Source organism: Methylobacterium sp. Leaf469, assembly GCF_001424745.1.
Taxonomy (GTDB): Bacteria; Pseudomonadota; Alphaproteobacteria; order Rhizobiales; family Beijerinckiaceae; genus Methylobacterium.
On the sequence record NZ_LMRE01000034.1, the window covers coordinates 512,335 to 535,845 of the forward strand.

Consider the following 23,511-nt stretch of genomic DNA (forward strand, 5'->3'; position numbering starts at 1 on the left):
GGAGAAACGCGACTTGCGTATCCGCGTCCCGTCCCGATGACGGAGCCAACCGCGCAGCGGGTCGACGGACACCTCTTCGCCGTGGGCGCGGGCGTGTTCGTCGCCCGCTATCCCCTGTCCACCGCCCTGCCGATTCCCCTCGGGGTCGGCGCAGGCGAACTGATGACCTGGGCGTTCTGCGGCCTCGGGCGGCCCGAAGCGGAGCCGGTGGTGCTCCTCGTCTTCACCGCCCCCGGTCCGACGGAGCGCCTCACCGTCGCGACGCATTTCCACGACCTGATCGTCTCGGTTCCGCCGCCGCGTCCGGCCTCCGACCTCGATCCGGCCGAGCGCGCGGCCCTGTGTCCGGCCGTGCTGGGTGCCCTGACCCCCGCGACCTGCGGCGTCCTCACCCCCTTGCTGGCGCTCCTCGGCCCCGCCCTGTCGGCCCTCGCCGCAAGCCAGGAGCGCCCGGCCGGCGCGCCCGACCTCGCGCTGGCGGGTTCGGGCGAGGCGACCCTGACGGGGAGCAGCGTGCCGACCGTCCTGATGCTGCGCTCCGGTGCCGAGTGGCGCTGCGCCCGAGTGGCCCGCGCCCGGCTGAGCTTCGGCGCCGCGCCCCGTGCGGTCCTTACCCTCGACCCCGTCTGGGGCGAGCCCGCCACGGGCGTCACCGACGCCGCCCTCCTCGTCGGACCGGACGGGCTCACGGCCGTGCGGGTGCGCCCGTGAACCGCCCGACCGTCCTGGTGATCGCGCCGATGCCGGCCTTTCCGACGAGCGCCGGCAACCGGCGCCGCCTCGTCACCACCTGCGAATCCCTGGCGCGGGGTGGGTTCGCCGTCGATCTCGCGTACTTCGCCCATGAGGACCAGATCTACCGCCGCTTCGGCCAGCACCCGCCCACCGATGCGGCGGCCATGGCCCGGCATTTTCAGCGGACCTTCCGGGTCGAACCGAAGGCCGCGATCCCCCTCAAGACGCGCGCCCGGCACTTCAGCATCGACGATTGGTGCCCCGACGAACTCGGGGACTTCGTCGCCTGGTACTGCGCGGCCTACCCCGAGACCCGCGCCGTCCTCGTCAATTACGTGTTCCTGTCGCGCTGCCTCGCGGCGGTGCCGCCCGGCCGCCTCACCCTCATCGACACCCACGACCGCTTCGCCGACCGGCAGGCGCAGTACCGTCCGTTCCGGGCCGAGCCGAACTTCTTCTACACGGACGCGGCCGGGGAAGCGGCAGGGCTCGACCGGGCCGACGTGGTGCTGGCGATTCAAGCGGAGGAGGCGGAGCATTTCGCGGCGATCACCCGTGCCCGGGTCCACCTCCTGCCGCCGCATTTCCCGGCCCGCCGGCCGTTCCGCGCGCCGGAGCGCCTCGCCCGGATCGGCTTCATCGGCCACGGCAACGATCCGAACCTGTTCTCCATCGGGCGCTTCGCCGAAGCCTGGAGCGCGGATTGGACCCCGAGCCGGCCGATCCTCGTCATTGCCGGCGAGATCTGCGCGGGCCTCGGGGCGAGGCCACGACCGGGCATCGAGTTAGCCGGCTATGTCGATCGGATCGAGGACTTCTACGACGGCGTCGATCTCGTCGTGGCACCGATGCTCATGGGCAGCGGTCTCAAGATGAAGGTCGCCGAGGCCCTCTCTTTCGGCGTCCCCGTCATCGGCACCAGCATCGGTTTCGAGGGTTTTTCGCCCATCGCTCCGGCCCATCGCTGCGCGGGTGTGGACGAGGTCAAGGCCCAGGTGCTCACCCTCGTGGAAGACGCCCGCGGGCTGGCGGCGCTGACAGAGGCCTGCGCGAATTTATTTGCCAGCTATAATTCCGGTACGCAGGCGGCGGAGGACGCGCTTCTGACGCTCTTGCGGGCGCACATCGGAGATCTGATCCCCGAACGCGGCGATGCGGTGCCTCCCGCAGCCATCGATGGACACGATCCGGTCACCCTGGCGTTGCCCGGTGGCGCCCTGACCTGCGTGGCCGGCCTCGGCACGGCGGAGCCGGACGATGCCCGACACGGCATTCTCATCGCCACCGAACGCGCGGCCCCGCCGGGCACGGCCCCCTATTCGCCCGAGCGGCGGCGCTGGTTCGTGCAAGCGGAGCAGGGACCCTCGAGGGGAATCGCGAGCGGCCTCGCCGGAGCCGAAGTCGCCCTTGGTCCCGAATGGGTGCGGGGGCGCCGGTTGCCGCCGGCCCTCCGCGCCGCCGTAGCGGTGGAGATCGCCGGGGTGCAGCCCGATTGGGAGGCCGAGGCGCGCCTCGTCGGCGCCGGACCCCGACGGTTCGTCCTAGCACTGGCGCTGCCGAGTCACCTCGTCGTCGGCCGCCATCCGGGTGCGGCGTTTCTGGTCGAGCCCGACGCGGCGCTGGAATTGACCCTGGGCGCCATCACGCCCCTCGGGCTCGCCCAGGGGCTGCCGTTCCTGAGCGCGACGCGCACGGATCTCGCGCCCGTCCCGGCGAGCCTCACCCTGGACGGAGGAGAGGCGCCGACGAACGGAGGCCTTCTGCTGATCCTGCACGACGACCTCGTCGGCCGCGTTCGGCTGCCCGCCGCCGGCTCGTCCCCCGGACTTCACCCATGACGACGTCACCCACGACCACATCGCCCATGACGCCGCTGTTCGAAGCCGTCGATGCCGCCACCGGCCGCAAGGCCGCCCTCGCCGAGGCGGCCCTTATCTGGAATTCCCTGTTCCTCAACGATGTCCGCATCGGCTTCCGATCGGAAGCGACGCCGCGCGTGTCCATCGTCATCGTCGCGCGCGGCGCCCGCCACATGCTGGCCTGGACCCTCTACCGGCTCGCCGCCGGGCAGGCCCTGGCCGGTGTGCCCTTCGAGGTCATCGTCGTCGACAACGCCTCCGATGCCGAGACCCGCACCCTGTTCGCCCGGGTCGACGGCGCCGAGGTTGTGCTCAACGACGAGAATATCGGCTTCGGCCCCGCCTGCAACGCGGGCGCGGCGCTGGCGCGCGGGCCGTTTTTCCTGTTCCTCAACCCCGATGTCGACCTGATGCCCGGGGCTCTCCGCGCCCTCCTCGACACCTTCACGGAGTTCGACGCCGTCGGCATCGCCGGTGCCCGCCTCGTGTTCCCGGGCGGCGTCCTCCAGGAAGCCGGAGCGCATTTTCGCGACGACGCCCAGACCACGCATCCATACGGCCGGGGCGGCGCCGATGCCTTCGCGCCCGAGGCCTCCTTCGCCCGCGAAGTCGGCTACGTTTCGGGCGCCGTGCTGATGATCGAGGCCGCCCTGTTCGGGCAGCTCGGCGGGTTCGACGATTGGTTCGCGCCGGCCTATTTCGAGGACACGGATCTGTGCGTGCGCTGCCACCAGGCCGGGCGCCGGGTGGTGTATCAGCCCCGTGCCATCGCGATCCACGTCGAGAACGTCACAAGCGCCCGGCGCGACGACGTCGAGCGCCTGCTCGACCGCAACCGCGCGCGCTTTCGCGAGCGCCATGCGGCGTGGCTGTTCGGGCAGGGACCGCAGCGCACCGGCTTCGCCGCCCGCGACCACGACCCCTGGACCCTGCGCGTCCTCTACGTCGAGGACCGGGCGCCGCACCTCGACCTCGGTGCCGGCCTGCCGCGCGCCAACCACATCCTCAACGCCATGGCGGGCCTCGGCTACGCGGTGACGTTCTGCTCCATCCACGGCGAGCGCGAGGAACCGGGCCGGCTCACCCGCGACCTCTCCACCCGCATCGAGATCGTCGAGCCCTGCGGCGAGGCCGGCCTGCGCCACCTCGTCCAGGAGCGGCCGGATTACTACGACGTGCTCTGGGTCAGCCGTCCGCCGAACATCGAACGGACTTGCCGCGTGCTGCACGATCTCGGGCTCACCCCGCGGGATGTCGGGCGCTCCCGAATCGTGTTCGATTCGGAGGCCGTGTTCGCCCTGCGCGGCTTCGTCACCGAGGCGCTCTCCGGCGCTCCCGCCCACGGCCCCGCCCTGGCGCGGGCCTGCGCGCGCGAGATCCGCCACTTCGCCGTGGCCGACCACGTGGTCTGCGTCTCGGAGGCCGAGGCGCGGGTGCTACGGGCGAGCGGCGTTCCCAACGCCACGGTGTTGGGCCATGCGCTGACCTTCCGGGACGACCCGCCCGATTTCTCGGCGCGCGACGGCTTCGTGTTCCTCGGGTCGCTGGCCCGCGAGGGCGAGCCCAACATCGATTCCCTCGATTGGTTCTTTTCGGACGTCTGGCCCCTTCTTCGCGCGCGTATGCCGGACGCGCACGTCACCCTCGTCGGCGCCGTGGCGCCGTCCATCCGTGAACGGCTTTCGGGCGAGGGGGTGCGGATCCTCGGCCGCGTCGACGCGGTCGGCCCGATCCTCGATGCCGCCCGCGTGTCGCTGGCCCCGACGCGCTTTGCCGCCGGCATCCCGCACAAGGTCCACGAGACCGTGGCGCACGGCCTGCCCGGCGTGGTCACGCCGATCCTCGCCGCGCAGATCGGCTGGCCGGACGGCACCGGCTCCCTGACCCGCGACTGGCGCGATCCGGCAGGCTTCGCCGAGGCCCTGGCGAGCCTCCACACGGACGACGCCCTCTGGACCGAGGTTCGGCGGGCCGGTCTCGATCGGATCCGGGCCGACTGCGACCCCACGCGCTACGCGCAGACCCTGCGCCGTCTCTGCGAGGCACCGACCTTCGCATGAGCGCGAAACCCAACCCCCGCCAGCGTGCCGTCGCGCGCATCACGGAACTCGTTCGTCGGCTCATCATCGGCCGTGTGCCGCGCCTGTTCGACGAGGCTTTCTACCGGACGCGCTACCCCGACGTGGCCCGTTCCGGGATCGACCCGTATTGGCACTACGTCCGGCGCGGCGCCGGCCTCGGCTACGATCCGAACGCGGATTTCGACACGGCGTATTATCGCCGCCAGAGCGGGCCGACCCGCCTCGACCCCGTGCGGCATTACCTGCGCACGGGCGCCGCCGCCGGCCTCGATCCGAGCCCGGCCTTCAGCACCCTGATGTATCTCGCCCGCTATCCCGATGTCGGGCGGGCGGGCATCAACCCCCTCCTGCATTTCCGTCAGGACGGGCGCCCCGAAGGCCGCATCGCCGCGCCGTCCTCCACCGGGCCCGACCAGTGGGTGGCGCTGGCCGGCGTGCGGGCCGCTCACCGGTGGGATTACCCCAGTGCGGAGACCCCGCGCTTTACCCTCGCTTTCCGGCGCGACATCCCCGTCGAGGCCTGCCCCGACGACGCGCTCCGGCTCTGCCTCGTCCTGACCCTCGACGAATCCGAGATGGCCGCCCTCGTGGCGACCGTCGAGGGCTTCGCACAGGGGATCGCGGACGCCGTCGCCCTCGACATCGACACGACCGCGCGACCGCACCCGCCGCGCCCGACGGCGATCCTCGCCCTGGAGCAGTGCTTCCACGGGACCGGCGCGGATGGGGAACGGCGCCTGCGCTACGCCGAGGCCCGGCTGTGGGACCTCGTACCCGAGCGGCCGCGCGTCCGCGCCATCGGCCGGGGCGGCGGCCTCTCCGTCGGCGTGCCCGCCGGCTGACGCGGCGCGCTTGCGTGCGTTCGGGCGCGCTGACACAGTCGGCGCAATGGGTTGACGGGCGCCAAGCCCGCGCCCGACGGCACGGGAGCGAGGCGTGAGCCAGGACACGCAGGTGCGCACGCATCTGTGCGGGATTCGAACGGCCTGGACGGATGCGTCCGAGGCGGGCCGCGCCGTATCCGAGATCGCCGCCGCCCTCGGCCCCGCCGAGCTGTCGCAGATCGTGGTGTTCTTCTCGTCCGATGTCTGCGTCGAGACCCTCAATCACGCTCTGACGAAGCACTTCCCCGGTATGCCGGTCGCCGGCTGCACCATGTCGGGCGGGATCAGCCCGGCCGGGGGCCTCGCCCGAGGCCTCGTGCTCATCGCGTTTCCCATGGCCGGCTTTCGCATCGTCTCCGCGGTGCTCGACGCCATCGATCACCTCGACGTCGCCCGCACCGCCGCCGCCGTCCGCGCCCTGCGGCGCACCCTCGGCGGCGAGGCCGGCGAGCCGCCCCAGGGCGGGCGCTTCGCCCTCTCCCTCATCGACGGGCTCGCCAATGCCGAGGAGACCGTGGTCTCGGCCATCGCCTGGGCCCTCGACGGCATTCCGCTGGTGGGCGGGTCCGCCGGCGACGGCCTCGATTTCCGCGAGGCGACCCTCCTGCACGGCGGTGCGATCCACCGGCGGGCCGCCGTGCTGCTCCTCGTCGAGACCGATTACCCGACGCAGATCTTCAAGAGCGACAACTTCGAACCGACGACGACGAAGTTCGTGGTGACGGCCTCCGACGACGAGCGCCGCATCGTCTACGAGCTCAACGCCGAGCCGGCGGCGCGGGAATACGCCATGGCGGTGGGGCTCGACCCCGAAGGGCTCTCGCCGATGAGCTTTGCCGCCTATCCGTTGGCCGTTCGAATCGGCGGCGAGTATTTCTGCCGCTCGATCCGGCGCCTCGATCCGGAGAACGGGTCGCTCAGCTTCTTCTGCGCCATCGACGAGGGGGTGGTGCTCACCCTCGCCCGGCCGCGCGACATCGTCGCCACCACCCGGGCCGAACTCGAACGCCTGGAGACCCAACTCGGCGGCATCGACCTCGTGATCGGGTTCGACTGCATCCTGCGCCGCCTCGACGCCGAGCACGCGCAAGGGCGCCACGGCATCTGCGACCTCTATCGGCGCTACGACGTCGTCGGCTTCGAGACCTACGGCGAGCAGTACCGGGCCATGCACCTCAACCAGACCTTCACGGGGATCGCCATCGGGCGGCGGCTGCTGCCGTGAGCGGTCCCCCGGATCCGGAGAGCGCGCAGCGCATCGCCAAGCTCGAGCGCATCAACGCGGCGCTGATGGCCCATGTCGAGCGCAGCATGGACCAGCAGGGCAGCGCCTATTCGCTGTTCCAGACGGCGATCATGCTGGAGGGCCGGGTCCGGTCGCGCACGGAGGAGCTGACCGGGCTGATGCACAGCCTTGAGCGGTCCAACACGGCCCTGGTCGCGGCGAAGGAGGAGGCCGAGACGGCCAATCGCTCGAAGACCCGCTTCCTCGCCGCCGCCAGCCACGACCTGCTCCAGCCCCTCAACGCCGCCCGCCTCTCGGCCTCGGCCCTCGCCGACATGTCCCTCGGCCCGGACGCCCGGGCGATCTCGGGCCAGATCGAGCGCGGGCTGCAGACCATCGAGGACCTGATCAAGACCCTCCTGGACATCTCGAAGCTCGATGCCGGGGTGGTGCACCCCGTGATCCGGCCCGTGCGCCTCGCCGATCTCCTCGGCGGCATCGCGGCGAGCTTCCGGCACACCGCCGAGGGCAAGGGCCTGCGCCTGCACGTGCGCGGGGCGGACCGCATGGTGGTGAGCGACCCGGTGATGCTCGGGCGCATCGTCCGGAATCTCGTCTCCAACGCCCTGCGCTACACCACCTCCGGCGGCGTCCTCCTCGCCGTGCGGTCGCGCGGGTCCGTGTGCCGGATCGAGGTCATCGACACCGGCTGCGGGATCGTTCCGGCCGAGCGCGCGCTGGTGTTCGAGGAATTCTATCGCGGACAGGCCGAGGCACGGGATTGCGAGCCCGGCCTCGGTCTCGGGCTCTCCATCGTGCAGCGCATGGCGGCGGCCCTCGGCCATCCCCTCGCCCTCGCCTCCCGCCCCGGCCACGGCACCCGCGTCAGCCTGACCGTGCCCGTGAGCGCCGCCGCGCCGGCCCCCGAGGCGCGCGTCGGCCCCGTGGCCACGCGTCTGACCGGCGCCCGGATCCTCGTCGTGGAGAACGATCCGGCCACGGCCGACGCCCTCGCCCGCCTCCTGCGCAACTGGGACGCCGAGGTGTTCGTCTTCCGCGATCTCGCCGGGGTCGCGGCGGCGGACCTCCGGCCGGACCTGCTCATCCTCGACTATCACCTCGACAACGGCGCCTGCGGCCTCGCCGTCGCCGAGCACTTTCGCGACACGGCCGGACGCGTCCCGCCCGTCATCGTCACCACCGCCGACCACGGCGCCGCCATCGCGGCCGAGGTGGAGGCCCTGGGGGCCGAACTCGTCCACAAGCCGACCCGGCCAGCGCAGCTGCGCGCCCTTCTCACCGCCCTGCTGGCGGAAGCGGCGTTTTCCTCGCCTCCAACCGCCTGCTAGACGGTCGCGTATGACCACCGATCGCACCCCACCGCTCGTCCGCTTCGCACCTTCGCCGACGGGCTACCTGCACCTCGGCAATGCCCGGCCGGCGCTGCTCAACGCCCTGTTCGCGCGGACCCATGGCGGGCGCTTCCTCCTGCGCCTCGACGACACCGACCGGGAGCGCTCGACGCAGGAATTCGCCGAGGCCGTCGAGACGGATCTCGCCTGGCTCGGCATCGTGCCCGACTTGCGCGCCCGCCAGTCCGACCGGTCGGCGATCCACGATGCGGCGGCCGAACGTCTCAAGGCCGCGGGGCGGCTCTACCCCTGCTACGAGACCCAGGACGAGCTGGAGCGCCGGCGTCGGCGCCAGCTCGGGCGCGGCCAGCCGCCGATCTACGACCGGGCGGCGCTCGGCCTGACGGAGGCCGAGCGCGCCGCCCTCGAGGCCGAGGGGCGCACGCCGCATTGGCGGTTCAAGCTCGAACCCCGCACGGTGGGCTGGATCGACCTCGTGCGCGGCGAGTCCCATGTCGATTGCGCCTCCCTGTCCGATCCCGTGCTGATCCGGGCCGACGGCACCTACCTCTACACCCTGCCCTCCGTGGTGGACGACGCCGGCCTCGGTGTGACCCACGTGATCCGGGGCGAGGACCACGTCACCAACACCGGCGTTCAGGTGCAGCTCTTCGAGGCCCTGGGGCATCCGGTCCCGGTCTTCGGCCACCACAATCTGCTGACCACGGCGGACGGGGAGGGGCTGTCGAAGCGCCTCGGTCACCTGTCCCTGCGGGGGTTGCGCGAGGCCGGCTACGAGCCGGCGGCCGTGCGGTCGCTCGCCGTCCTCACCGGCTCGGCCGAGGCCGTGCGGGCGGTGGCGTCGATGGACGAGCTGGCGAGCCTCGTCGACCTCGCCCACATCTCGCGGGCACCCGCCAAGTTCGATCCGCACGAGCTCGACGGCCTCAACGCCCGGCTCATCCACGCCATGCCGGTGGGCGAGGTCCGCGCCCGCCTCCTAGCCCTCGGCGTGCCGGAAGACGTGCTGGAGCCGTTCTGGCTCGGCGTGCGGGCCAACCTCGCCAAGGTCGCCGAGGCTGGGGATTGGTGGCGTGTCGTGACCGGACCCGTCACGCCCGTGATCGCCGACCCGGCCTTCATCGCAACGGCCGTCGAGGTCCTGCCGGACGAGCCCTGGGACGGGGAGACGTGGAAGGCCTGGACCGGCGCCGTGAAGGCACGCACGGGCGCCAAGGGCAAGGCGCTGTTCATGCCCTTGCGCCTCGCCCTGACCGGCCTGGAGCACGGCCCGGACCTGGCGGGGCTCCTGCCCCTCATCGGCCGCGCGCGGGTGCTGGAGCGGCTGGCGGGCGCGCGAACCCTCTGACCGCGTGGACGGAAGCGCATCCCGGGCGGCCCTCCCGTTGCCGTGGGCGTGTGCGACGCCCGCGATATCACCCCGGCCCTCGATCCCAACGCGCCTCGCGCCGGTGGAACCGTCATGCCCCCTCGCCCCAAGGTCGTCGCCTTCGACATCATCGGCACGGTGTTCAGCATGAGCCGATGCGGCCCGCGCTGGTCGCGTTGGGCCTGCCGCCCCTCGCCTTGGACTTCCTCTACACCGCCGGACTGCGGGACACCTTCGCGTTGGCGGCGACCGGCACCTTCGCGCCCTTCCAGTCCGTGCTGTCGGGGTGCCTCGACGAGTTGATCGCCATGCAGGGTCTGGAGACCGCCCCGGAGCGCAGGCAGGCCGTCCTCGACATGATGAAGAGCCTTCCCCCGCACGAAGACGCCGGGGCCGCATTCCGGGTTCTCGCCGAAGCCGGCATTCGGATCTTCGCGTTGAGCAATGGCGCGGCCGGCACCACGCAGGGCCTGCTCGCCGCGGCGGGCCTGGAGGATCTCGTCGAGCGGGTTCTTTCCGTCGAGGACGTGAAGCTCGCAAAGCCACGCGCCGAGGTCTACCTCCACGCCGCACGGGCGGCCGGGGGCGCTCCGGGCGACATGGCCCTCATCGCGACCCATCCGTGGGATCTCCACGGCGCAATGGCCGCCGGCCTCACGGCGGGCTACGTCGCGCGCGGCCGTCCGTACTCGCCCGCCCTGCGGGCGCCGGACATCACCGGGGAGACCTTGCTGGACGTCGCCACGGCGGTGGTGCGGAGCCCGTCGTTCGAACCGGCGCCGGATGCTCGTCCCCGACCGTGAACCTCCCGCGAGGCGGCACACTCGCCCGGTTCTGCGCGTTGTGCGTGCGGAGGTTCGGCCCCTCGGGTCCGGGCCCGTAGGATCCGCGTGCGGAGCGGGAGGTTCAGGATGGTCCCAGGTCCGGTGCGGATGGCCGCGATCCTCGCGGCGACCCTGATGGGCGGCTCCGCCCGGGCGCTCGACGGCGGCCCGGCCCCGGAGCCGCAGGCCGCCGAGATCGCGACGGCCGGATGTGGGCGCGGCGACTGGGCCGCGCAGGTCGCCGCGTGCTCGCTGCTGCTGCGCGACAGGCCATCGGATGCGAACGCCGAGACGGCCGACCTGCATCGCCGCCGCGCGATGGCCCTCCTCAAGCTCGGGCAACTCGCCGAGGCGGTGACCGATCTGGGAGAGGCGCTCAAGGGGGCTTCGACCTCGGATCTCTACTGGTGGCGCGCACACACCCTGAGACGCCTCGGGCGGACGGACGAGGCGATTCGCGACTACACCGAAGCCCTCAGGCTGACCCCGAACCAGCCCGCTCTCCTCAGCAATCGGTGCGGCGCCCAGGCGGATGGACTGCACCTCGATCGCGCCCTGGAGGATTGCAACGCGGCCCTCACGCTCATGCCGTCCTACGCCGATGCGCTGGGCAACCGCTGCTTCGTGCTGTTCCGGCAGGGGCGGGTCGCGCAGGCGCGACGCGATTGCGACACGGCGATCGGCCTCGTCCCGGCCAATCCCGCCATCCTCTCGATCCGGGCGGCCGTTCTAAATCAGATGGGCGAGAAGGAGGCCGCCCTCGCCGACATCGACGAGGCCCTTCGGATCGATCCGCGCAGGGCCGACAGCCATGTCCTGCGGGCCGGACTTCTGTTCGACCGGCACGATGCTGCCGGCGTTCTGGCGGCGGTGGACGCGGCCCTGCGCCTCGATCCGCGCAACAAGGAGGCGTTCCTCTGGCGCGCCAACGTCCTCAACAACACCGGCGCGCCGGACCGGGGCATCGCCGCCTGCGACGCGGCGATCGCCATCGATCCGTCCTACGCCCTCGCGTACTTCAACCGCGCCGTCGGTCACGCGGTCCGCGGGGAGCGGGATCGCGCGCTGGCCGATCTCGACACGTCCCTGCGCCTCGATCCGACCTACGCCCCGGCCTACCTCAACCGCGGGATCGCGCACCGGGGCAGGGGCGAGCCCGCCGCCGCGATCGCGGATTTCGACGCGTATCTGCGCCGCCAGCCGGACGGCGTCCTGGCCCTCTACGATCGAAGTCTCGCTAAGCGCGACCTCAAGGACTGGAGCGGCGCCCTGGCCGATGTGAACCGGGCGCTCGCGCTCGATCCGGGCATCGCGCTCGCCTATCAGGTGCGCGCCGGGCTCTACGAGCACTTCCGAGACGGTGCTCGGGCCGAGGCGGATTTCGCACGGGCTCTCCAGTTGGCGACGGATGCCACAGTGCGGGCCGTCACCCTGTACAACCGGGCCCTGATGTGGCGGCGCCGGAACGAATCCGTGCGGGCGATCGGCGACTTCAACGACGCCCTGACCCTGCGGCCGCACTGGGCCGAAGCGCTGTTCGAGCGCAGCATCGCCTACGGCCAGAAAGGCGACGTCGCGCGTGCCCGCGCCGATCTCGACAGGGCGCTCGGTCTCAAGCCGGACTTGCGCGACCACCCGCGCTTCGCGCGGGCGCGCGGCCTGGCCGACGGGACGCTATCCGGCATCGATGTGCCGGACTCCGAATTGCAGGGGGCCTCGACCGGGCGGCCCGACGGGCTTCGGCCGATGGCCTATGCCGCCCCCGACACCCGCCGCATCGCTCCCGCCCGCGGATGGGCCGCGTCGAACGCGTCCATCAGACGGGCGGCGTCGATCTTGGTGTAGAGCTGGGTGGTCGACAGCGAGGCGTGGCCGAGCAGCTCCTGGATCGCCCGCAACTCGCCCTGGCGGCCGAGCAGGTGGGTGGCGAAGGAGTGGCGCAGGGCGTGCGGCGTCGCGCTCGGCGGCAGGCCCAGCGCGCCGCGCATGGACGCGACGGCGTATTGGATGATGCGGGGCGAGAGCGGGCCGCCCTTGGCGCCGACGAACAGCGGTCCCGCCGGGTCGAGGCTGTAGGGACAGGCGGCGAGGTAGGCCGCCACCGCCTGCTGCACGGCGGGCAGCACCGGCACCATCCGCATCTTGGATCCCTTGCCGATGACGGTGATCGAATCCGTCCCCGACAGGGGCGCATCCTTGGCGGTGAGGCCGAGCGCCTCCGAGATGCGCAGGCCCGAACCGTAGAGCAGCGCGATTACCGCCGCGTCGCGGGCGATCACCCAGGGCTCACGGTCCTCGCCGTCCCGCAGGGCCGTGCCGGTCATCGCCTTGGCGGCGGGGATCGGGATCGGCCGCGGCAGGCGGCGCTCGACCTTGGGCGAGCGCACGGCGCCGAGTGCGGCCACGGTGCCGTGGCCCTCGCGGGCGAGGTGCCGGGCGAAGGAGCGCAGGCCCGCGAGCTGGCGCATGAGCGAGCGCCCGCCGATGCCCTCGGCGCGGCGCGCCGCCAGGAATCCGCGCAGGTCGCGGGGCTTCAGGGCGATGAGGCCGGGAATGTCGGGGCGGCCGTGCCGGGCCTGCCGGTGCGCGAGGAACTGGCGCAGGTCGCGGGCATAGGCCTCCGCGGTGTTGCCCGACATCCGGCGCTCGCGCAGCAATTCGTCCTGCCAGGTGCCGAACGCAGTTCGGAGGGCCGCATCACCCGGGAAGGCCAGGGTCTCGGACGCGCGCAAGGCCTCCAGGGCGGCCAGGGTGTCCGGCGGGGGCGGCGTCGGCTGGAGCATGGGGGCGATCCTGGAGGGCTCGGCCGCCCACTCAACGCGCCCTTGGTTGAGGCTCCGTTGACGAAGCGCGACCCCAGCGCCCTTTCCAGCCCGTGGGCCGCCGCCTATCTCGACGGGACCCCCGCCCATCCAGACCGGATTTCTATGACCCCGACGCGCATCGTCTGCATCCGACACGGCGAATCGACCTTCAACGCCGCCCATCGCCTCACGGGGCGCGACCCCGGCCACATCGATGCCCGCCTGACCGAGCGGGGGCTGGCTCAGGTCGAGGCCGCGCGCACCGGTCTCCACGACATCGCCTTCGACCTCGTGGTGACCTCGCCCCTGACCCGGGCGATTCAGACCACCAAGGGGATCTTCGCCGGCCATCCGGCCGAGCCGAAGATCCTCGTGGAGGTGCTGCACCGGGAATGCCAGGAGAGCAGCTGCGACATGGGCCGGGCCGCCTCCGTGCTGGCGGCCGAGTTCCCGGATGTCGCCGTCGATCACCTGCCCGAGATCTGGTGGCACGCCGAGGGCGAGCCCGATGCCGAGGGCATCCATGTCGAGCCCCGCACCCTGTTCGACGGTCGCGTGGCGGCGTTTCGCGACTGGCTCGCGGCGCGGCCCGAGCGCACCATCGCGGTGGTCGGACACGGCACGTTCTTCTTTCATCTGACCGGCGTGTGGCTCGACAACTGCGAGACCGTGGAGCTCGACCTTGGGGTTGACCGGATCACCCGACGGGCCTGAGCGGAGCCCGGATCCACGAGCCTGAAAGACGTAAGCGGATCCGGCCTGAGTCAGCCGCCGGTGCCGAAGGCGAGGCCGGTGAGCATGGCGAGGCCCAGCACCAGCACGAAGGCGGCCGCCAGGAGTTCGAGGGCGGCGACCGCCCGGGTGCCGGCTTCGCCGCGCCCACCGGCGAGGCGCAGGGCGAGCGCCTTGGCGAAGACCGCAAGGCTCGCGAGCGCCCCCGTGGTGAGCGCCGTGCCCAGCGCCATGGCGAAGGTCGCGGCGATGCCGACCCAGAGCATGTTCTGGGACGCCGAGAAGACGAGGATGAGCACCGCCCCGGCGCAGGGACGGGAGCCCGCGGCGAGCACCACGCCGGCTCGCTCGCGCCACGTGCCGAGGCGGGCCAGCGCGTCGCCGTCCGTGAGGTGAACGTGCCCGCAATCCGGCCCGCACCCAGGCGTCTCGCGCCCGAGGGCGGCCAGATGCCCGGCCTTGCGCCAAGTGACGGCGAGGCCGAGGGCCGCCACCAGGGCGAAGCTCACGGTCTCGATGACGGTGCCGGCCCGGGTCAGGCCGGCGGCGGTGGCGTGGAGGAGCAGGCTGCCGATGCCCACGATGGCGACCGCCACCACGGCCTGCAGCAGGGCGGCGGCGAAGCTCAGGGCGAAACCATGGGCCAGGGCGCGCTCCCCGGCGACGATGTAGCCGGCGATCACCGCCTTGCCGTGGCCGGGGCCGGCTGCATGGAACACGCCGTAGCTGAAACCGAGAAGCAGCATCGGCCCCCAGGCGCCGCCGGCCTTGATGGCCTGGAGCGCGCCCTGGAGGCTGCGGGAGAAGCTCGCCTGGAGGGCCAGGATCCAGCCGCCGAGGCCCGTGGCCGAGGGCGCCGCCTCGCGAAAACCGATGCCGAAGGGCGAGCGCGGCGGGGGCGCCGCCACGTCCGGCCCGATGACGAGCATGAGGCCGGCGAGCAATCCGGCGGCGAGCGCCGTCGCACCGGCGGCAAGGATCAGGCGCCGACCGAGGAGGCCCGGCGGCCGTGCCGCGACGGCAACGCCTACGGACACGCGACGATGATCCGGTTGGCGAACTGGCTGCCGTAATTCGCCGAGGCGGTCAGTGCCTCGAAGAACGCTTCCGACAGGCCGGGCTTGGCGTCCGCCGTCTTGCCGTCAGGCGTCCTGCCATCAGGCGTCTTGCCCTCTGCCGCCTTGACCGCTTCGGGTTTCGGCCGCGTCACCGTGGCGGCGCAGCCCGTGGGCGCCCCGGTCAGGCGGGCGGCGTCGGTCGCATCGGACAGGCCGAAGGCGACGAAGTAGGTCGGGTCGTACACTTCCAGCGCCGTCACCCCGCGCCCCGGCGCCACGGGCGACTTCAGGGGCAGGAGGAACGTCATGGTGAGCTTGCCGTCCTCCATCGCCATGCGCGGCTCGGTGGGATCGGAAAAGAGCTGTTCCTTGCCGGCGACCTTGAGCTTGGTGAAGTAGCCGAACTCGGCGAGATTCGCGGTGTTCTCGCGCGCTAGGGACGACAGTTCCTCGGGCGAGAACACCCCGTCGCCGTTGGCGTCGAGCCCCTGAACCACGAAGGCCGAATAGGACGCGTCGAAGGTCCAGGCGTTGCGGATTCCGGTGACGCGCCCCCCCTCGCCGTAGGTGATTTCGGCCTTCGTCGAGACCCAGACGTGCGGATGCGCTTCCGCCGGAGGGACGAGCGCGAGGCTCGCGACGAGGGCGGTAAAGCCGGTCAGGAGGTGGGTGAGCGAAGCGGTCGGCATGGCGGGGACGCTCGCGAGTCGTGGTGAAGAAAGCGTAAACGCGGCCCTCTGCCGAGTCTGAGCCTTCGTCGAAAATCGGCCTTCGCTGAAGCCGGGCCGCCTTCATCCATTCCGATTCAGTGGGGCGAAAGCGAGGCGTCGGGGTCCATCGCCGAGGTGCGCGTTACGCCCGCGGGGTCAGTCCCGCCGGGTCAGGGCCGCGATCTCGGCTTCCTCGGCGGCGCTCAGGCCCTGCGGCGCCGGATCGGTGCGGCGGCGCGACAGGCGCCACAGGCCGAAGACCCCGAGGCCGATGGCGGCGAGCGGCGTCAGCCACAGGAGGAGGGTGTGGGCGGCGAAGACCGGGCGCAGGAGCACGTACTCGCCGTAGCGCCCGACCACGTAGGATTCGACCTGTGGGTTCGTGTCGCCCGCCTGGAGGCGCTCGCGCACGATGACGCGCAGGTCGCGGGCCAGCGGCGCATCGGAATCGTCGATGGACTGGTTCTGGCACACGAGGCAGCGCAGGCCCGCGGAGATGTCCCGCGCCCGCGCTTCCATGACGGGATCCTTCAGAACCTCGTCGGGCTGCACCGCGAGCGCGCCTCCGGCGGAGCCGAGGGCGAGGAGCAGCCCGAGGGCGAGGCGCGGGGCGGCGGTCATTCCGCCGCCGCCATGCTGCCGGCGGACACGGGCTTCGTCTTGGCACGGGCCGGGGCGCCGACGCGCATGCGCCGGTCGGTGAGGGACACGGCGCCGCCCAGCGCCATCACCACGGCGCCGAGCCAGATCAGCAGCACCAAGGGCTTGTAGTAGAGGCGCAGGCCGATGCCGCCTTCGGGCAGGACCTCGCCGAGGCTGGCGTAGACCTGACTGACCCCGAGGGTGAGGAGACCGGATTCCGTCACCGTCATCTTGCGGCTCGGGTAGAACCGCTTGCCCGTCTCCACGGTGCCGATCATGTCGCCGGCGGTGCTGCGGATGGTGAGGAAGGCCGTGGTCTCGGAATAGTTCTCGCCCATGCGCGGACCGACCCGGTCGAGGGTCGCGACGTAGGGGCCCGAGGCCAGGGACTCGCCGGGCTTCAGGGTCTTCAACCCCTCCGTCGCCCAGCCCTGGGCGGCGATGCCGAGGACCACCACGCCGACGCCCGCATGGGCGAGAGCCGTGCCCCAGGCCGAGCGCGGCAGGCCGATGGCCCGGCGCCAGACCACGGAGGCCTTGCGGGTGCGGCTCGCGCCGTAGCCGCGGGCGCGGGAGACGATCTCCAGCACGGAGCCGATGACGAGGTAGGCGCCCAGGCCGATCCCCACGGGGGCCATCATCGGGCCGCCCCAGGTGTAGGCGAGCACGGCCAGGCCCACCACGAGGGCGACGGCCAGGGCCGCGAATAGGCGCTGGGACGCGGCGTGCACGTCGCCGCGCTTCCACGCCAGGGTCTGGCCGAAGGGCACGATGAGCAGGAGCGGGATCGCGAGCGGGATGAAGGTGTAGTTGAAGAAGGGTGGACCGACGGAGATCTTCTCCGCCGTCAGCATCTCCAGCAGCAGCGGATAGAGGGTACCGACGAACACCGTGGCGCAGGCAGCGGCGAGGAACAGGTTGTTCATGACGAGCGCCCCCTCGCGGGAGATCGGCGCGAACAGGCCGCCCTGGCGCAGCATCGGCGCCCGCCACGCGAACAGGGTCAGCGAGCCGCCGATGAACAGGATCAGGATGGCGAGGATGAAGATGCCGCGTGTCGGGTCGGTGGCGAAGGAATGCACCGAGGTCAGCACGCCCGACCGCACGATGAAGGTGCCGAGCAGCGACAGGGAGAAGGTGAGGATGGCGAGGAGCACCGTCCAGACCTTGAGGGCGTCGCGCTTCTCCATCACCACGGTGGAATGCAGGAGCGCCGTGCCGGCGAGCCACGGCATCAGGGAGGCGTTCTCTACCGGATCCCAGAACCACCAGCCGCCCCAGCCGAGCTCGTAATAGGCCCAGTACGAGCCCATGGCGATGCCGAGGGTGAGGAAGCTCCAGGCGGTGAGGGTCCACGGCCGCACGGCCCGCGCCCAGACGGCGTCGATGCGCCCGTCGATGAGGGCCGCGATGGCGAACGCGAAGGTGATCGAGAACCCGACATAGCCGACGTAGAGGAGCGGCGGGTGGATCGCGAGGCCGAAATCCTGCAGCAGCGGGTTGAGATCGTTGCCCTCAGGCGGGGCCGGGCTGACGCGGGCGAACGGGTTCGAGGTCGTGATGATGAACAGCACGAACACGAAGGTGATCAGACCCTGCACCGCGAGGGTGTTGGCCCTGAGCGTCGGCGGAACCGATTCGCGCGCGATCGCAACCAAGGCCCCGAACAGGGCCAGGATGAGGATCCAGAGCAGCATCGAGCCCTCGTGGTTCCCCCACACGCCCGACAGCTTGTAGAGGAAGGGTTTGGCCGTGTGCGAATTCTCGACCACGTTCTGGACCGAGAAGTCCGAGGTGGCGTGGGCGTAGGTGAGAGCCCCGAACGCGAACAGGACGCAGGCGAAGGTGCCGAGCGCCGCAGGCGTCGCCACGGCGCGCAGGGCCTGGTCGCCCGAGCGGGCGGCCCAGACCGGCATCACCGCCTGGACGAGGGAGAGGGCGAGCGCCAGGGCGAGGGCGAAGTGGCCGACTTCGATCAGCACGTGGGGGCGTCCTTCCGGGGGAGCTTGCGCATCATCGCTCGCTGCGCTGACCGAGTGTCTTCTCAGTGATGGCCGTGCTGGAGTCGGCGGGCTTGGTGCCGACGGGCTTCTCGACCATGCCCTTGCCCTCCTGCCAGCGTCCCTGCGCCTTCAGGGCGTCGGCGACCTCGCGAGGCATGTAGGATTCGTCGTGCTTGGCCAGCACCGTGTCGGCGCGAAACAGACCGCCGGGCTCAAGGCGGCCCTCCGCCACGATGCCCTGGCCCTCGCGGAACAGGTCGGGCAGCAGGCCGCGATACGCCACCTGCACGGTGGCGTTGGTGTCCGTCACGGCGAATTCCACGGTCTGGTCCGGCCCGCGCTGGAGCGAGCCATCCTTGACGAGGCCGCCGAGGCGGAACCGGGTGCCGGGTGCGACGCCCTGCGCCGCAACCTCCGTCGGCGAGCGGAAGAACACGATCGAGCCGCTCATGGCCGACAGGATCAGTCCGACCGCCAGGGCCAGCACGGCGCCGCAGGCACTGATGAGGATGAGGCGGCGGCTCTTGCGGGTCACGCGGGTCGTCCCGTCTCGGTTGTGGTGTCGCGGGCGCCGGTGGAGCGGGCGTTTCGCCCCCGGCAGCCGGAACCCGTGTTTGGAATGGGCGTAAAGGACGGTGTCGGCCGCGTCGGCGCCCGGGTCAAGGTCGGCGGCCGGGACCGATTGTCAGGGGCGTCCGGCCGCGGCGAGGTCGAGTTCGTGTGCGAGCTCGTCGAGGCGCTCCTTCGCCTGGGGCTCGGGGCTCAGGGCCATGCGAGCCCGGTCGAGGGCTTGGCGCGCCTGGGTTCGCTCGCCGAGGACGGCATAGGAGCGTACCAGACGCAGCCAATCGTCGATGGTGCCGCCCTTGGCCGCCAGGCGCCGGTCGAGGCCCGCGACCATGCCGCGAATGGCCGCGTCCCGCTCGGCCGCCGGCATCGCCTTCACGGCGGCCACCGCCGCCTCGGTGCCGGCCCTGGCCGCATCGGCCTGCGTGGTGTCGGTCTTGGGGGCGTCCCTGGTTCCACCGGCCGCGCCGGATCTTTCGGCCTCCGGCTGGCCCGCTCCGTCGCGCGTCAACCCGAATTCACCCGCCAGGGCCTCGAGGCCGCGGAGCGCCGCGGGGTCGGAAGCCAGGGCCGTCCGAGCCCGGGCGAGGGCGGCCCCGGCCTTGTCGCGGTCTCCGAGCACGCCGAGAGAGCGCACGAGGCGCAGCCACTCGTCCGCCGTGCCGCCCTTTTCGGCGAGGCGCTGGTCGAGGCCCGCGACCATGCTGCGGATGGCGGCGTTCCGGCCCTCCGGCGGCATCGCCTGGAGCGATGCGGCGGCGCCCGAATCGGGCGCGGCCCCGGCGCCGGGCCGGGCCACCGGCGCATCACCCTTCGGCGAGACCCCGCCCGTCGGGGAGGCTTCGCCCTTCAGGCGAGCGAGGTTGTCCCGCACCACGGGGAGCCACGGTGCGTCCGCGGGCGCATTCTCGGCGAGGCCCTCCAGGCGCTTGATGGCCAATGGGATATCGCCGTCGAGTTCGGCCGCGCGGGCGAGGTAGAACCGGGGCTTGGCCGCCGTTCCGTCGAGGGCGACGGCGCGCTCGAAGATCGTCTTGGCCTGGGGCGAGATCACGCCGTTGTTGCCGGCGATCACGGCCTCGCCCCAATCGGACAGGCGCTGCGAGGTCTCGCCGAGGGTGCGGGCGGCGGCCTCGTAGGCGTGGGCCGCATCGTCGAACCGGCCCATCCGCATGTAGACGGGGGCGAGCACGGCCCAGCCCCGCCCGTCCGTGGGATTGCTGGCGAGCCGCGCCTCGATCTGGCCGATGGCGTTGAGGAGATCCTGTCCGCCGTTCTCCGCCGCCTGCCGCTCGGCCGCGCTCTGCGCCGGCATGTGCGGCGAGCCGTAGAGTCCGTAGGCGATGAGGGCGACCAGCGGGATCGTCGACAGGGCGAAGGCAGAGGCGGCGCGGCGCTGACGCAGGGCCGGCTCGGCGATGCCGGGGACGAGGGGAACGCCCACGCGGTTGGCCCGCAGGAGGCGGCGGCCGGCTTCCGTGCGCGCCGCTTCGGCCTCGGGCGCGGCGATGAGGCCGCGCGTCAGATCGCGCTCGATCTCGCGCAGCTGGTCCTCGTAGAACCCCGTCTCCATCGCCATGGCGCCGGCATCCGGGGCCGTCGACGGATTGGCCCGACGCGACATCGGCCAGAGCAGGGCGAGCACCGCCGCGCCGGTCATGAGCGCCAGAATGAACCAGAGTGCCGTCATCACGCCTCGAAACACTGTGCGACCGCATGTAAGGCCACGCTGTGGTCCCTACGATGCAGGCTTCGGGCGACACGGTGTCACGCGAAGGCCGGCGCTGGATCGACCTTAACCGTATGGAGCACGACGGCAAACCGTGTGACCCCAAGGAATTCCCGTCAGGCGTGCGGCGCGGCCCCGGCCGGCGCGTCGCCCGGCACCTCGATCACCGCGCGCAGGCCCCCGAGGCTCGCCGCCTCCAGGCGGAGCCGGCCGCGATAGAGGGTGGCGAGATCGGCCACGATGGAGAGCCCGAGGCCCGAGCCCGGCTTGGTCTCGTCGAGGCGCCGGCCGCGCCCGAGGACGGCGTCGCGGTCCTCGGGGGCGAGGCCCGGCCCGTCATCCTCGATGGACACCATCAGGTGGGGATAATCGTCCTGCGCCACCGCTTCGGCCCGGATCGAGACCCGGCCGGCGGCCCATTTCGAGGCGTTGTCGACGAGGTTGCCGATCATCTCCTCGAAATCCTGGCGCTCGCCGCGAAAGCGCAGGCCGGGCGGCACGTGGACCGCGTAGGCGATGTCCTTGTCGCGGTAGATCTTGCCGAAGGTGCGCACCAGCCCGGCGAGCGCCGGCTCGACCTCCGTGGAGGTGCCGAGGGTGCCGGCGAGGGCCGCGGCCCGCGCCCGGTCGAGGTGGTAGTTCACCTGATCGCGCATCACGGCGGCCTGCTCGCGGATCTTGGCCGAGAGGTCGCCGGGGGCGTCGGCCGCGCCGACCTCGTTGACGATGATCGAGAGCGGCGTCTTCAGGGCGTGGGCGAGGTTGCCGACCTGGGTGCGGGCACGTTCCAGGATCTCGCGGTTGGTCTCGATGAGCAGGTTCACCTCGCCGGCGAGCGGCGCGATGTCGCGCGGGTACTCGCCGGTGATCCGGTCGGACTCGCCCCGGCGGATGGCGCCGAGCGCGTTGCGGAGCTTGGCCAGCGGGGCGAGGCCGAAGCGGATCTGAAGCAGGGTGGTCAGGGCCAGGGACAGGCCCAGCAGCCCGAAGGTCACCATCAGGGAGAAGCGGAAGCGCCCGACATCGTTGGCGATCTCGTCGGCCGGGCCGGCGACGCGCACGGTGTAGCGGCCCTCCTCGCCGAGATCGACGTCGCGCTCGATGACCCGCAGGGGGCGTTCGTCCTGCGCCCGGCCGTAGCCCTGACGGATCTGGCCGACGCCGGCGGTGGTGTCGGGCGTGCTGGCGGCCTTGAGCGGCACGCCGACGAGGGAGCGCGAGGTGCGCAGGTCCCGGGGCTTCGCATCGGGGCGCCCGATCTGCCAGTACCAGCCCGACAGGGGCAGGTCGAAGCGCGGATCGCTCAAGGTGAAGGAGCGGCTCTCGGGATCGTTGGGCGAGACGAGATCCGTGGCGAGGTTGTTGGCGTAGACCAGCAGCCGACTGTCGAAGGCCCGTTCGGTGTTCTCGCGGTACAGGGTCGTGAGGATGCCGGCGGCGATGAGCAGGATCGCCGAACTCGCCAGCAGGGCGGATGTGGCGAGCCGCACGGCGATGGAGCGCCGGCGCAGGGGAAGCCAAGCGGGAAACGGGCTCATGCGGGGGAGGAGATCATGCGGCGGCGCGGCTCATGCGGGTCTCGTCGTCGTGGTCCGGGGCCGCGCGACGGCTGAAAGGTGACGCGTTCCGTCTGTACATCATCCGAACGGAGATTCGACGATGAGCCTCGATATCCAAGATCCCGAGACGGAGCGGCTGGTCCAGACCCTGGCGGCGCGCAGGGGCATTTCTTCCGATGAGGCGATCAAGCTCGCTGTCGGCAACGAATCGCGGCGCGCGGACCAGACGCAGAGCTTATGGGAGCGAATCCGGCCGATTCGGGAGGGGATCGCGGCCTCTCCTCCGACGGGTCTCGTTGCCGACAAGGCGTTCTACGACGGTCTCGGTGGGGGACGGCTCACTGTGTTCCCGGACGATGCAAACACGATCCGTCGCGGTTACAGCACCGGACTGGACGCGGACGCCGCGGCAAACAGACGGTTATCCCACCAGCACGGTTGATGGTCCCCCACGGTGATCTTGGAAAAATCAGGATGCTCCGGGTTGATGAGAATGTTGTGGCTGACCCGTGCGACCACGCTCGGGACGAACAGCAGCAGCGACCGGCGTGACCTGTGCCAGGCCTCGCCGAAGGCCTTGGACGCGATGCAATCCGGATGATCCCAACCCGGCACCGCAGGTTGCGCCAGCATTTCGTACGAGAGGCCGGCCGACAGCAGGATCTCGACGTAGTGCTGGTTCGGCGGGAGCTGGCCACTGCCGTGCACGAGCTTTTCGAGCATGGAGGTCGCGTAATCGGCCGCCGCGTAGATCATCGGGCTCGCGGGCGTATTCCAGCGGCCCGGGAAGAGGCGCGAGCCCGTCGCGTCGAAGATCCTGTAATCCCCATCGGGATCTCCGATCCGATAGGCTTTCCGCGCCTGGACGAGGGTCTGCCCTTTCACGCCGCGGAGCCATACTTGAGCTGGCCGAGAACAGCCTCCACCCGCGGCCCACCGAACTCGGATTCGAGGACAATATCGAGGGGCGGGCGGTTCTCGAGAAGGGCATGAGCCCGGTGCAGGAAGTCGCGGGCGGCGGCGTCCGTCTTCCAGACATCGCGCGCCATCGCCCACACTCTCGCGAGGCGTACCACCTTCGCGCCTTCCTGGGCGGTCAGCTTGCCTCTCGTTTCGGCACGGCGTCGGTTGAGGGTAGCGCGCGCGACGAGGTTGAATGCGAAGGCGCGGTCGTCGGGCGCGACGGCGGCCGCCAATCGATCAACCGACGCAATCGGCAAGCCCGCGACGACCTGGGCGATGACGGCCGCTTCCGTGGTCTCGCCGGAACGCGGTCGTTCGACGCCGAGAACGTCGGCGACGGCTGCTCCACTGGCCATGCTATGCTCCTGTCTCATCTGAGACAGATATGAGGCTC

21 protein-coding genes are annotated in these 23,511 nt (G+C 71.7%); 11 read left to right on the top strand and 10 right to left on the bottom strand.

Annotated features, from left to right (window positions below):
* Nucleotides 1-36: 36 nt before the first annotated feature.
* The 9 genes from ASG60_RS16475 (at nt 37) to ASG60_RS16515 (ending at nt 12,195) form a co-directional block, all read left to right on the top strand.
* Nucleotides 37-711 (top strand): hypothetical protein, encoded by a 675-nt coding sequence (locus tag ASG60_RS16475; protein WP_056386623.1) that lies wholly within the window; start codon nt 37-39, stop codon nt 709-711.
* Nucleotides 708-2,573 (top strand): glycosyltransferase, encoded by a 1,866-nt coding sequence (locus ASG60_RS16480; protein WP_347379659.1) that lies wholly within the window; start codon nt 708-710, stop codon nt 2,571-2,573. Before ASG60_RS16475 ends, ASG60_RS16480 begins: the two co-directional genes overlap by 4 nt.
* Nucleotides 2,570-4,654, top strand: coding sequence for a glycosyltransferase (locus tag ASG60_RS16485; RefSeq protein WP_244476695.1), 2,085 nt, complete (start codon nt 2,570-2,572; stop codon nt 4,652-4,654). Before ASG60_RS16480 ends, ASG60_RS16485 begins: the two co-directional genes overlap by 4 nt.
* Nucleotides 4,651-5,517, top strand: coding sequence for a hypothetical protein (locus ASG60_RS16490; protein ID WP_056386627.1), 867 nt, complete (start codon nt 4,651-4,653; stop codon nt 5,515-5,517). Before ASG60_RS16485 ends, ASG60_RS16490 begins: the two co-directional genes overlap by 4 nt.
* A 94-nt stretch (nt 5,518-5,611) precedes the next feature.
* Nucleotides 5,612-6,784, top strand: a complete 1,173-nt coding sequence (locus ASG60_RS16495) for an FIST N-terminal domain-containing protein (protein WP_056386629.1) — start codon at nt 5,612-5,614, stop codon at nt 6,782-6,784.
* Between the two features lie 65 nt (nt 6,785-6,849).
* Nucleotides 6,850-8,133: a hybrid sensor histidine kinase/response regulator gene (locus tag ASG60_RS16500; RefSeq protein ID WP_082531802.1), complete on the top strand. Its 1,284-nt coding sequence runs from the start codon at nt 6,850-6,852 to the stop codon at nt 8,131-8,133.
* 10 nt (nt 8,134-8,143) lie between these two features.
* Nucleotides 8,144-9,505 (top strand): glutamate--tRNA ligase, encoded by a 1,362-nt coding sequence (gene gltX / locus ASG60_RS16505; RefSeq protein ID WP_056386633.1) that lies wholly within the window; start codon nt 8,144-8,146, stop codon nt 9,503-9,505.
* Nucleotides 9,506-9,681: 176 nt separating this feature from the next.
* Nucleotides 9,682-10,329: an HAD family hydrolase gene (locus ASG60_RS16510; protein ID WP_244476696.1), complete on the top strand. Its 648-nt coding sequence runs from the start codon at nt 9,682-9,684 to the stop codon at nt 10,327-10,329.
* A gap of 108 nt (nt 10,330-10,437) precedes the next feature.
* Nucleotides 10,438-12,195 (top strand): tetratricopeptide repeat protein, encoded by a 1,758-nt coding sequence (locus tag ASG60_RS16515; RefSeq protein WP_082531785.1) that lies wholly within the window; start codon nt 10,438-10,440, stop codon nt 12,193-12,195.
* Here the strand turns inward: ASG60_RS16515 and ASG60_RS16520 are convergent.
* Nucleotides 12,102-13,133, bottom strand: a complete 1,032-nt coding sequence (locus tag ASG60_RS16520) for a tyrosine recombinase XerC (protein ID WP_082531786.1) — start codon at nt 13,131-13,133, stop codon at nt 12,102-12,104. The two genes, ASG60_RS16515 and ASG60_RS16520, sit on opposite strands and share 94 nt — an antisense overlap.
* A gap of 144 nt (nt 13,134-13,277) precedes the next feature.
* On the opposite strand from ASG60_RS16520, the gene ASG60_RS16525 reads away from it, so the two are divergent.
* The gene (locus ASG60_RS16525) at nt 13,278-13,868 is read left to right on the top strand and encodes a histidine phosphatase family protein (protein WP_056266872.1); all 591 of its coding nucleotides are present in this window, start codon (nt 13,278-13,280) and stop codon (nt 13,866-13,868) included.
* Between the two features lie 50 nt (nt 13,869-13,918).
* Here ASG60_RS16525 and ASG60_RS16530 read toward each other — a convergent pair whose 3' ends face one another.
* From ASG60_RS16530 to ASG60_RS16560, 7 genes are all read right to left on the bottom strand, one after another.
* Nucleotides 13,919-14,923, bottom strand: coding sequence for a nickel transporter (locus ASG60_RS16530; protein ID WP_056386637.1), 1,005 nt, complete (start codon nt 14,921-14,923; stop codon nt 13,919-13,921).
* Nucleotides 14,914-15,633: a DUF1007 family protein gene (locus ASG60_RS16535; protein ID WP_056386639.1), complete on the bottom strand. Its 720-nt coding sequence runs from the start codon at nt 15,631-15,633 to the stop codon at nt 14,914-14,916. Before ASG60_RS16535 ends, ASG60_RS16530 begins: the two co-directional genes overlap by 10 nt.
* Nucleotides 15,634-15,810: 177 nt before the next feature.
* Entirely contained in the window at nt 15,811-16,275 is a 465-nt protein-coding gene (locus ASG60_RS16540; protein ID WP_056386641.1) for a cytochrome c-type biogenesis protein, read from the bottom strand.
* The gene (locus tag ASG60_RS16545) at nt 16,272-18,278 is read right to left on the bottom strand and encodes a heme lyase CcmF/NrfE family subunit (protein WP_056386642.1); all 2,007 of its coding nucleotides are present in this window, start codon (nt 18,276-18,278) and stop codon (nt 16,272-16,274) included. Before ASG60_RS16545 ends, ASG60_RS16540 begins: the two co-directional genes overlap by 4 nt.
* Nucleotides 18,279-18,309: 31 nt before the next feature.
* Complete coding sequence (gene ccmE, locus ASG60_RS16550; RefSeq protein ID WP_056386644.1) at nt 18,310-18,834, bottom strand: cytochrome c maturation protein CcmE; 525 nt, start codon at nt 18,832-18,834, stop codon at nt 18,310-18,312.
* Between the two features lie 150 nt (nt 18,835-18,984).
* Nucleotides 18,985-20,556, bottom strand: a complete 1,572-nt coding sequence (gene ccmI / locus ASG60_RS16555; protein ID WP_056386646.1) for a c-type cytochrome biogenesis protein CcmI — start codon at nt 20,554-20,556, stop codon at nt 18,985-18,987.
* Between the two features lie 155 nt (nt 20,557-20,711).
* Nucleotides 20,712-22,133: a sensor histidine kinase gene (locus ASG60_RS16560; RefSeq protein ID WP_056360872.1), complete on the bottom strand. Its 1,422-nt coding sequence runs from the start codon at nt 22,131-22,133 to the stop codon at nt 20,712-20,714.
* A 121-nt stretch (nt 22,134-22,254) separates the two neighbouring features.
* On the opposite strand from ASG60_RS16560, the gene ASG60_RS22180 reads away from it, so the two are divergent.
* Nucleotides 22,255-22,596, top strand: coding sequence for a type II toxin-antitoxin system VapB family antitoxin (locus tag ASG60_RS22180; RefSeq protein ID WP_082479097.1), 342 nt, complete (start codon nt 22,255-22,257; stop codon nt 22,594-22,596).
* Here ASG60_RS22180 and ASG60_RS16565 read toward each other — a convergent pair.
* Both ASG60_RS16565 and ASG60_RS16570 read right to left on the bottom strand, forming a co-directional pair.
* The gene (locus ASG60_RS16565) at nt 22,533-23,039 is read right to left on the bottom strand and encodes an RES domain-containing protein (protein WP_056172796.1); all 507 of its coding nucleotides are present in this window, start codon (nt 23,037-23,039) and stop codon (nt 22,533-22,535) included. The genes ASG60_RS22180 and ASG60_RS16565 overlap by 64 nt on opposite strands.
* Nucleotides 23,036-23,473: an antitoxin Xre/MbcA/ParS toxin-binding domain-containing protein gene (locus ASG60_RS16570; RefSeq protein WP_056172799.1), complete on the bottom strand. Its 438-nt coding sequence runs from the start codon at nt 23,471-23,473 to the stop codon at nt 23,036-23,038. Before ASG60_RS16570 ends, ASG60_RS16565 begins: the two co-directional genes overlap by 4 nt.
* Between the last annotated feature and the right edge of the window lie 38 nt (nt 23,474-23,511).

What these genes read in the sequence shown, in the direction of transcription:
- ASG60_RS16475 (WP_056386623.1), top strand. Translation starts at nt 37, where the DNA reads ATGACGGAGCCAACCGCGCAGCGGGTCGACGGACACCTCTTCGCCGTG.
- ASG60_RS16485 (WP_244476695.1), top strand. Translation starts at nt 2,570, where the DNA reads ATGACGACGTCACCCACGACCACATCGCCCATGACGCCGCTGTTCGAA.
- ASG60_RS16490 (WP_056386627.1), top strand. Translation starts at nt 4,651, where the DNA reads ATGAGCGCGAAACCCAACCCCCGCCAGCGTGCCGTCGCGCGCATCACG.
- ASG60_RS16500 (WP_082531802.1), top strand. Translation starts at nt 6,850, where the DNA reads ATGGCCCATGTCGAGCGCAGCATGGACCAGCAGGGCAGCGCCTATTCG.
- gltX (WP_056386633.1), top strand. Translation starts at nt 8,144, where the DNA reads ATGACCACCGATCGCACCCCACCGCTCGTCCGCTTCGCACCTTCGCCG.
- ASG60_RS16510 (WP_244476696.1), top strand. Translation starts at nt 9,682, where the DNA reads ATGCGGCCCGCGCTGGTCGCGTTGGGCCTGCCGCCCCTCGCCTTGGAC.
- ASG60_RS16515 (WP_082531785.1), top strand. Translation starts at nt 10,438, where the DNA reads ATGGTCCCAGGTCCGGTGCGGATGGCCGCGATCCTCGCGGCGACCCTG.
- ASG60_RS16520 (WP_082531786.1), bottom strand. Translation starts at nt 13,133, where the DNA reads ATGCTCCAGCCGACGCCGCCCCCGCCGGACACCCTGGCCGCCCTGGAG.
- ASG60_RS16525 (WP_056266872.1), top strand. Translation starts at nt 13,278, where the DNA reads ATGACCCCGACGCGCATCGTCTGCATCCGACACGGCGAATCGACCTTC.
- ASG60_RS16535 (WP_056386639.1), bottom strand. Translation starts at nt 15,633, where the DNA reads ATGCCGACCGCTTCGCTCACCCACCTCCTGACCGGCTTTACCGCCCTC.
- ASG60_RS16540 (WP_056386641.1), bottom strand. Translation starts at nt 16,275, where the DNA reads ATGACCGCCGCCCCGCGCCTCGCCCTCGGGCTGCTCCTCGCCCTCGGC.
- ccmI (WP_056386646.1), bottom strand. Translation starts at nt 20,556, where the DNA reads ATGACGGCACTCTGGTTCATTCTGGCGCTCATGACCGGCGCGGCGGTG.
- ASG60_RS16560 (WP_056360872.1), bottom strand. Translation starts at nt 22,133, where the DNA reads ATGAGCCCGTTTCCCGCTTGGCTTCCCCTGCGCCGGCGCTCCATCGCC.
- ASG60_RS22180 (WP_082479097.1), top strand. Translation starts at nt 22,255, where the DNA reads ATGAGCCTCGATATCCAAGATCCCGAGACGGAGCGGCTGGTCCAGACC.
- ASG60_RS16570 (WP_056172799.1), bottom strand. Translation starts at nt 23,473, where the DNA reads ATGGCCAGTGGAGCAGCCGTCGCCGACGTTCTCGGCGTCGAACGACCG.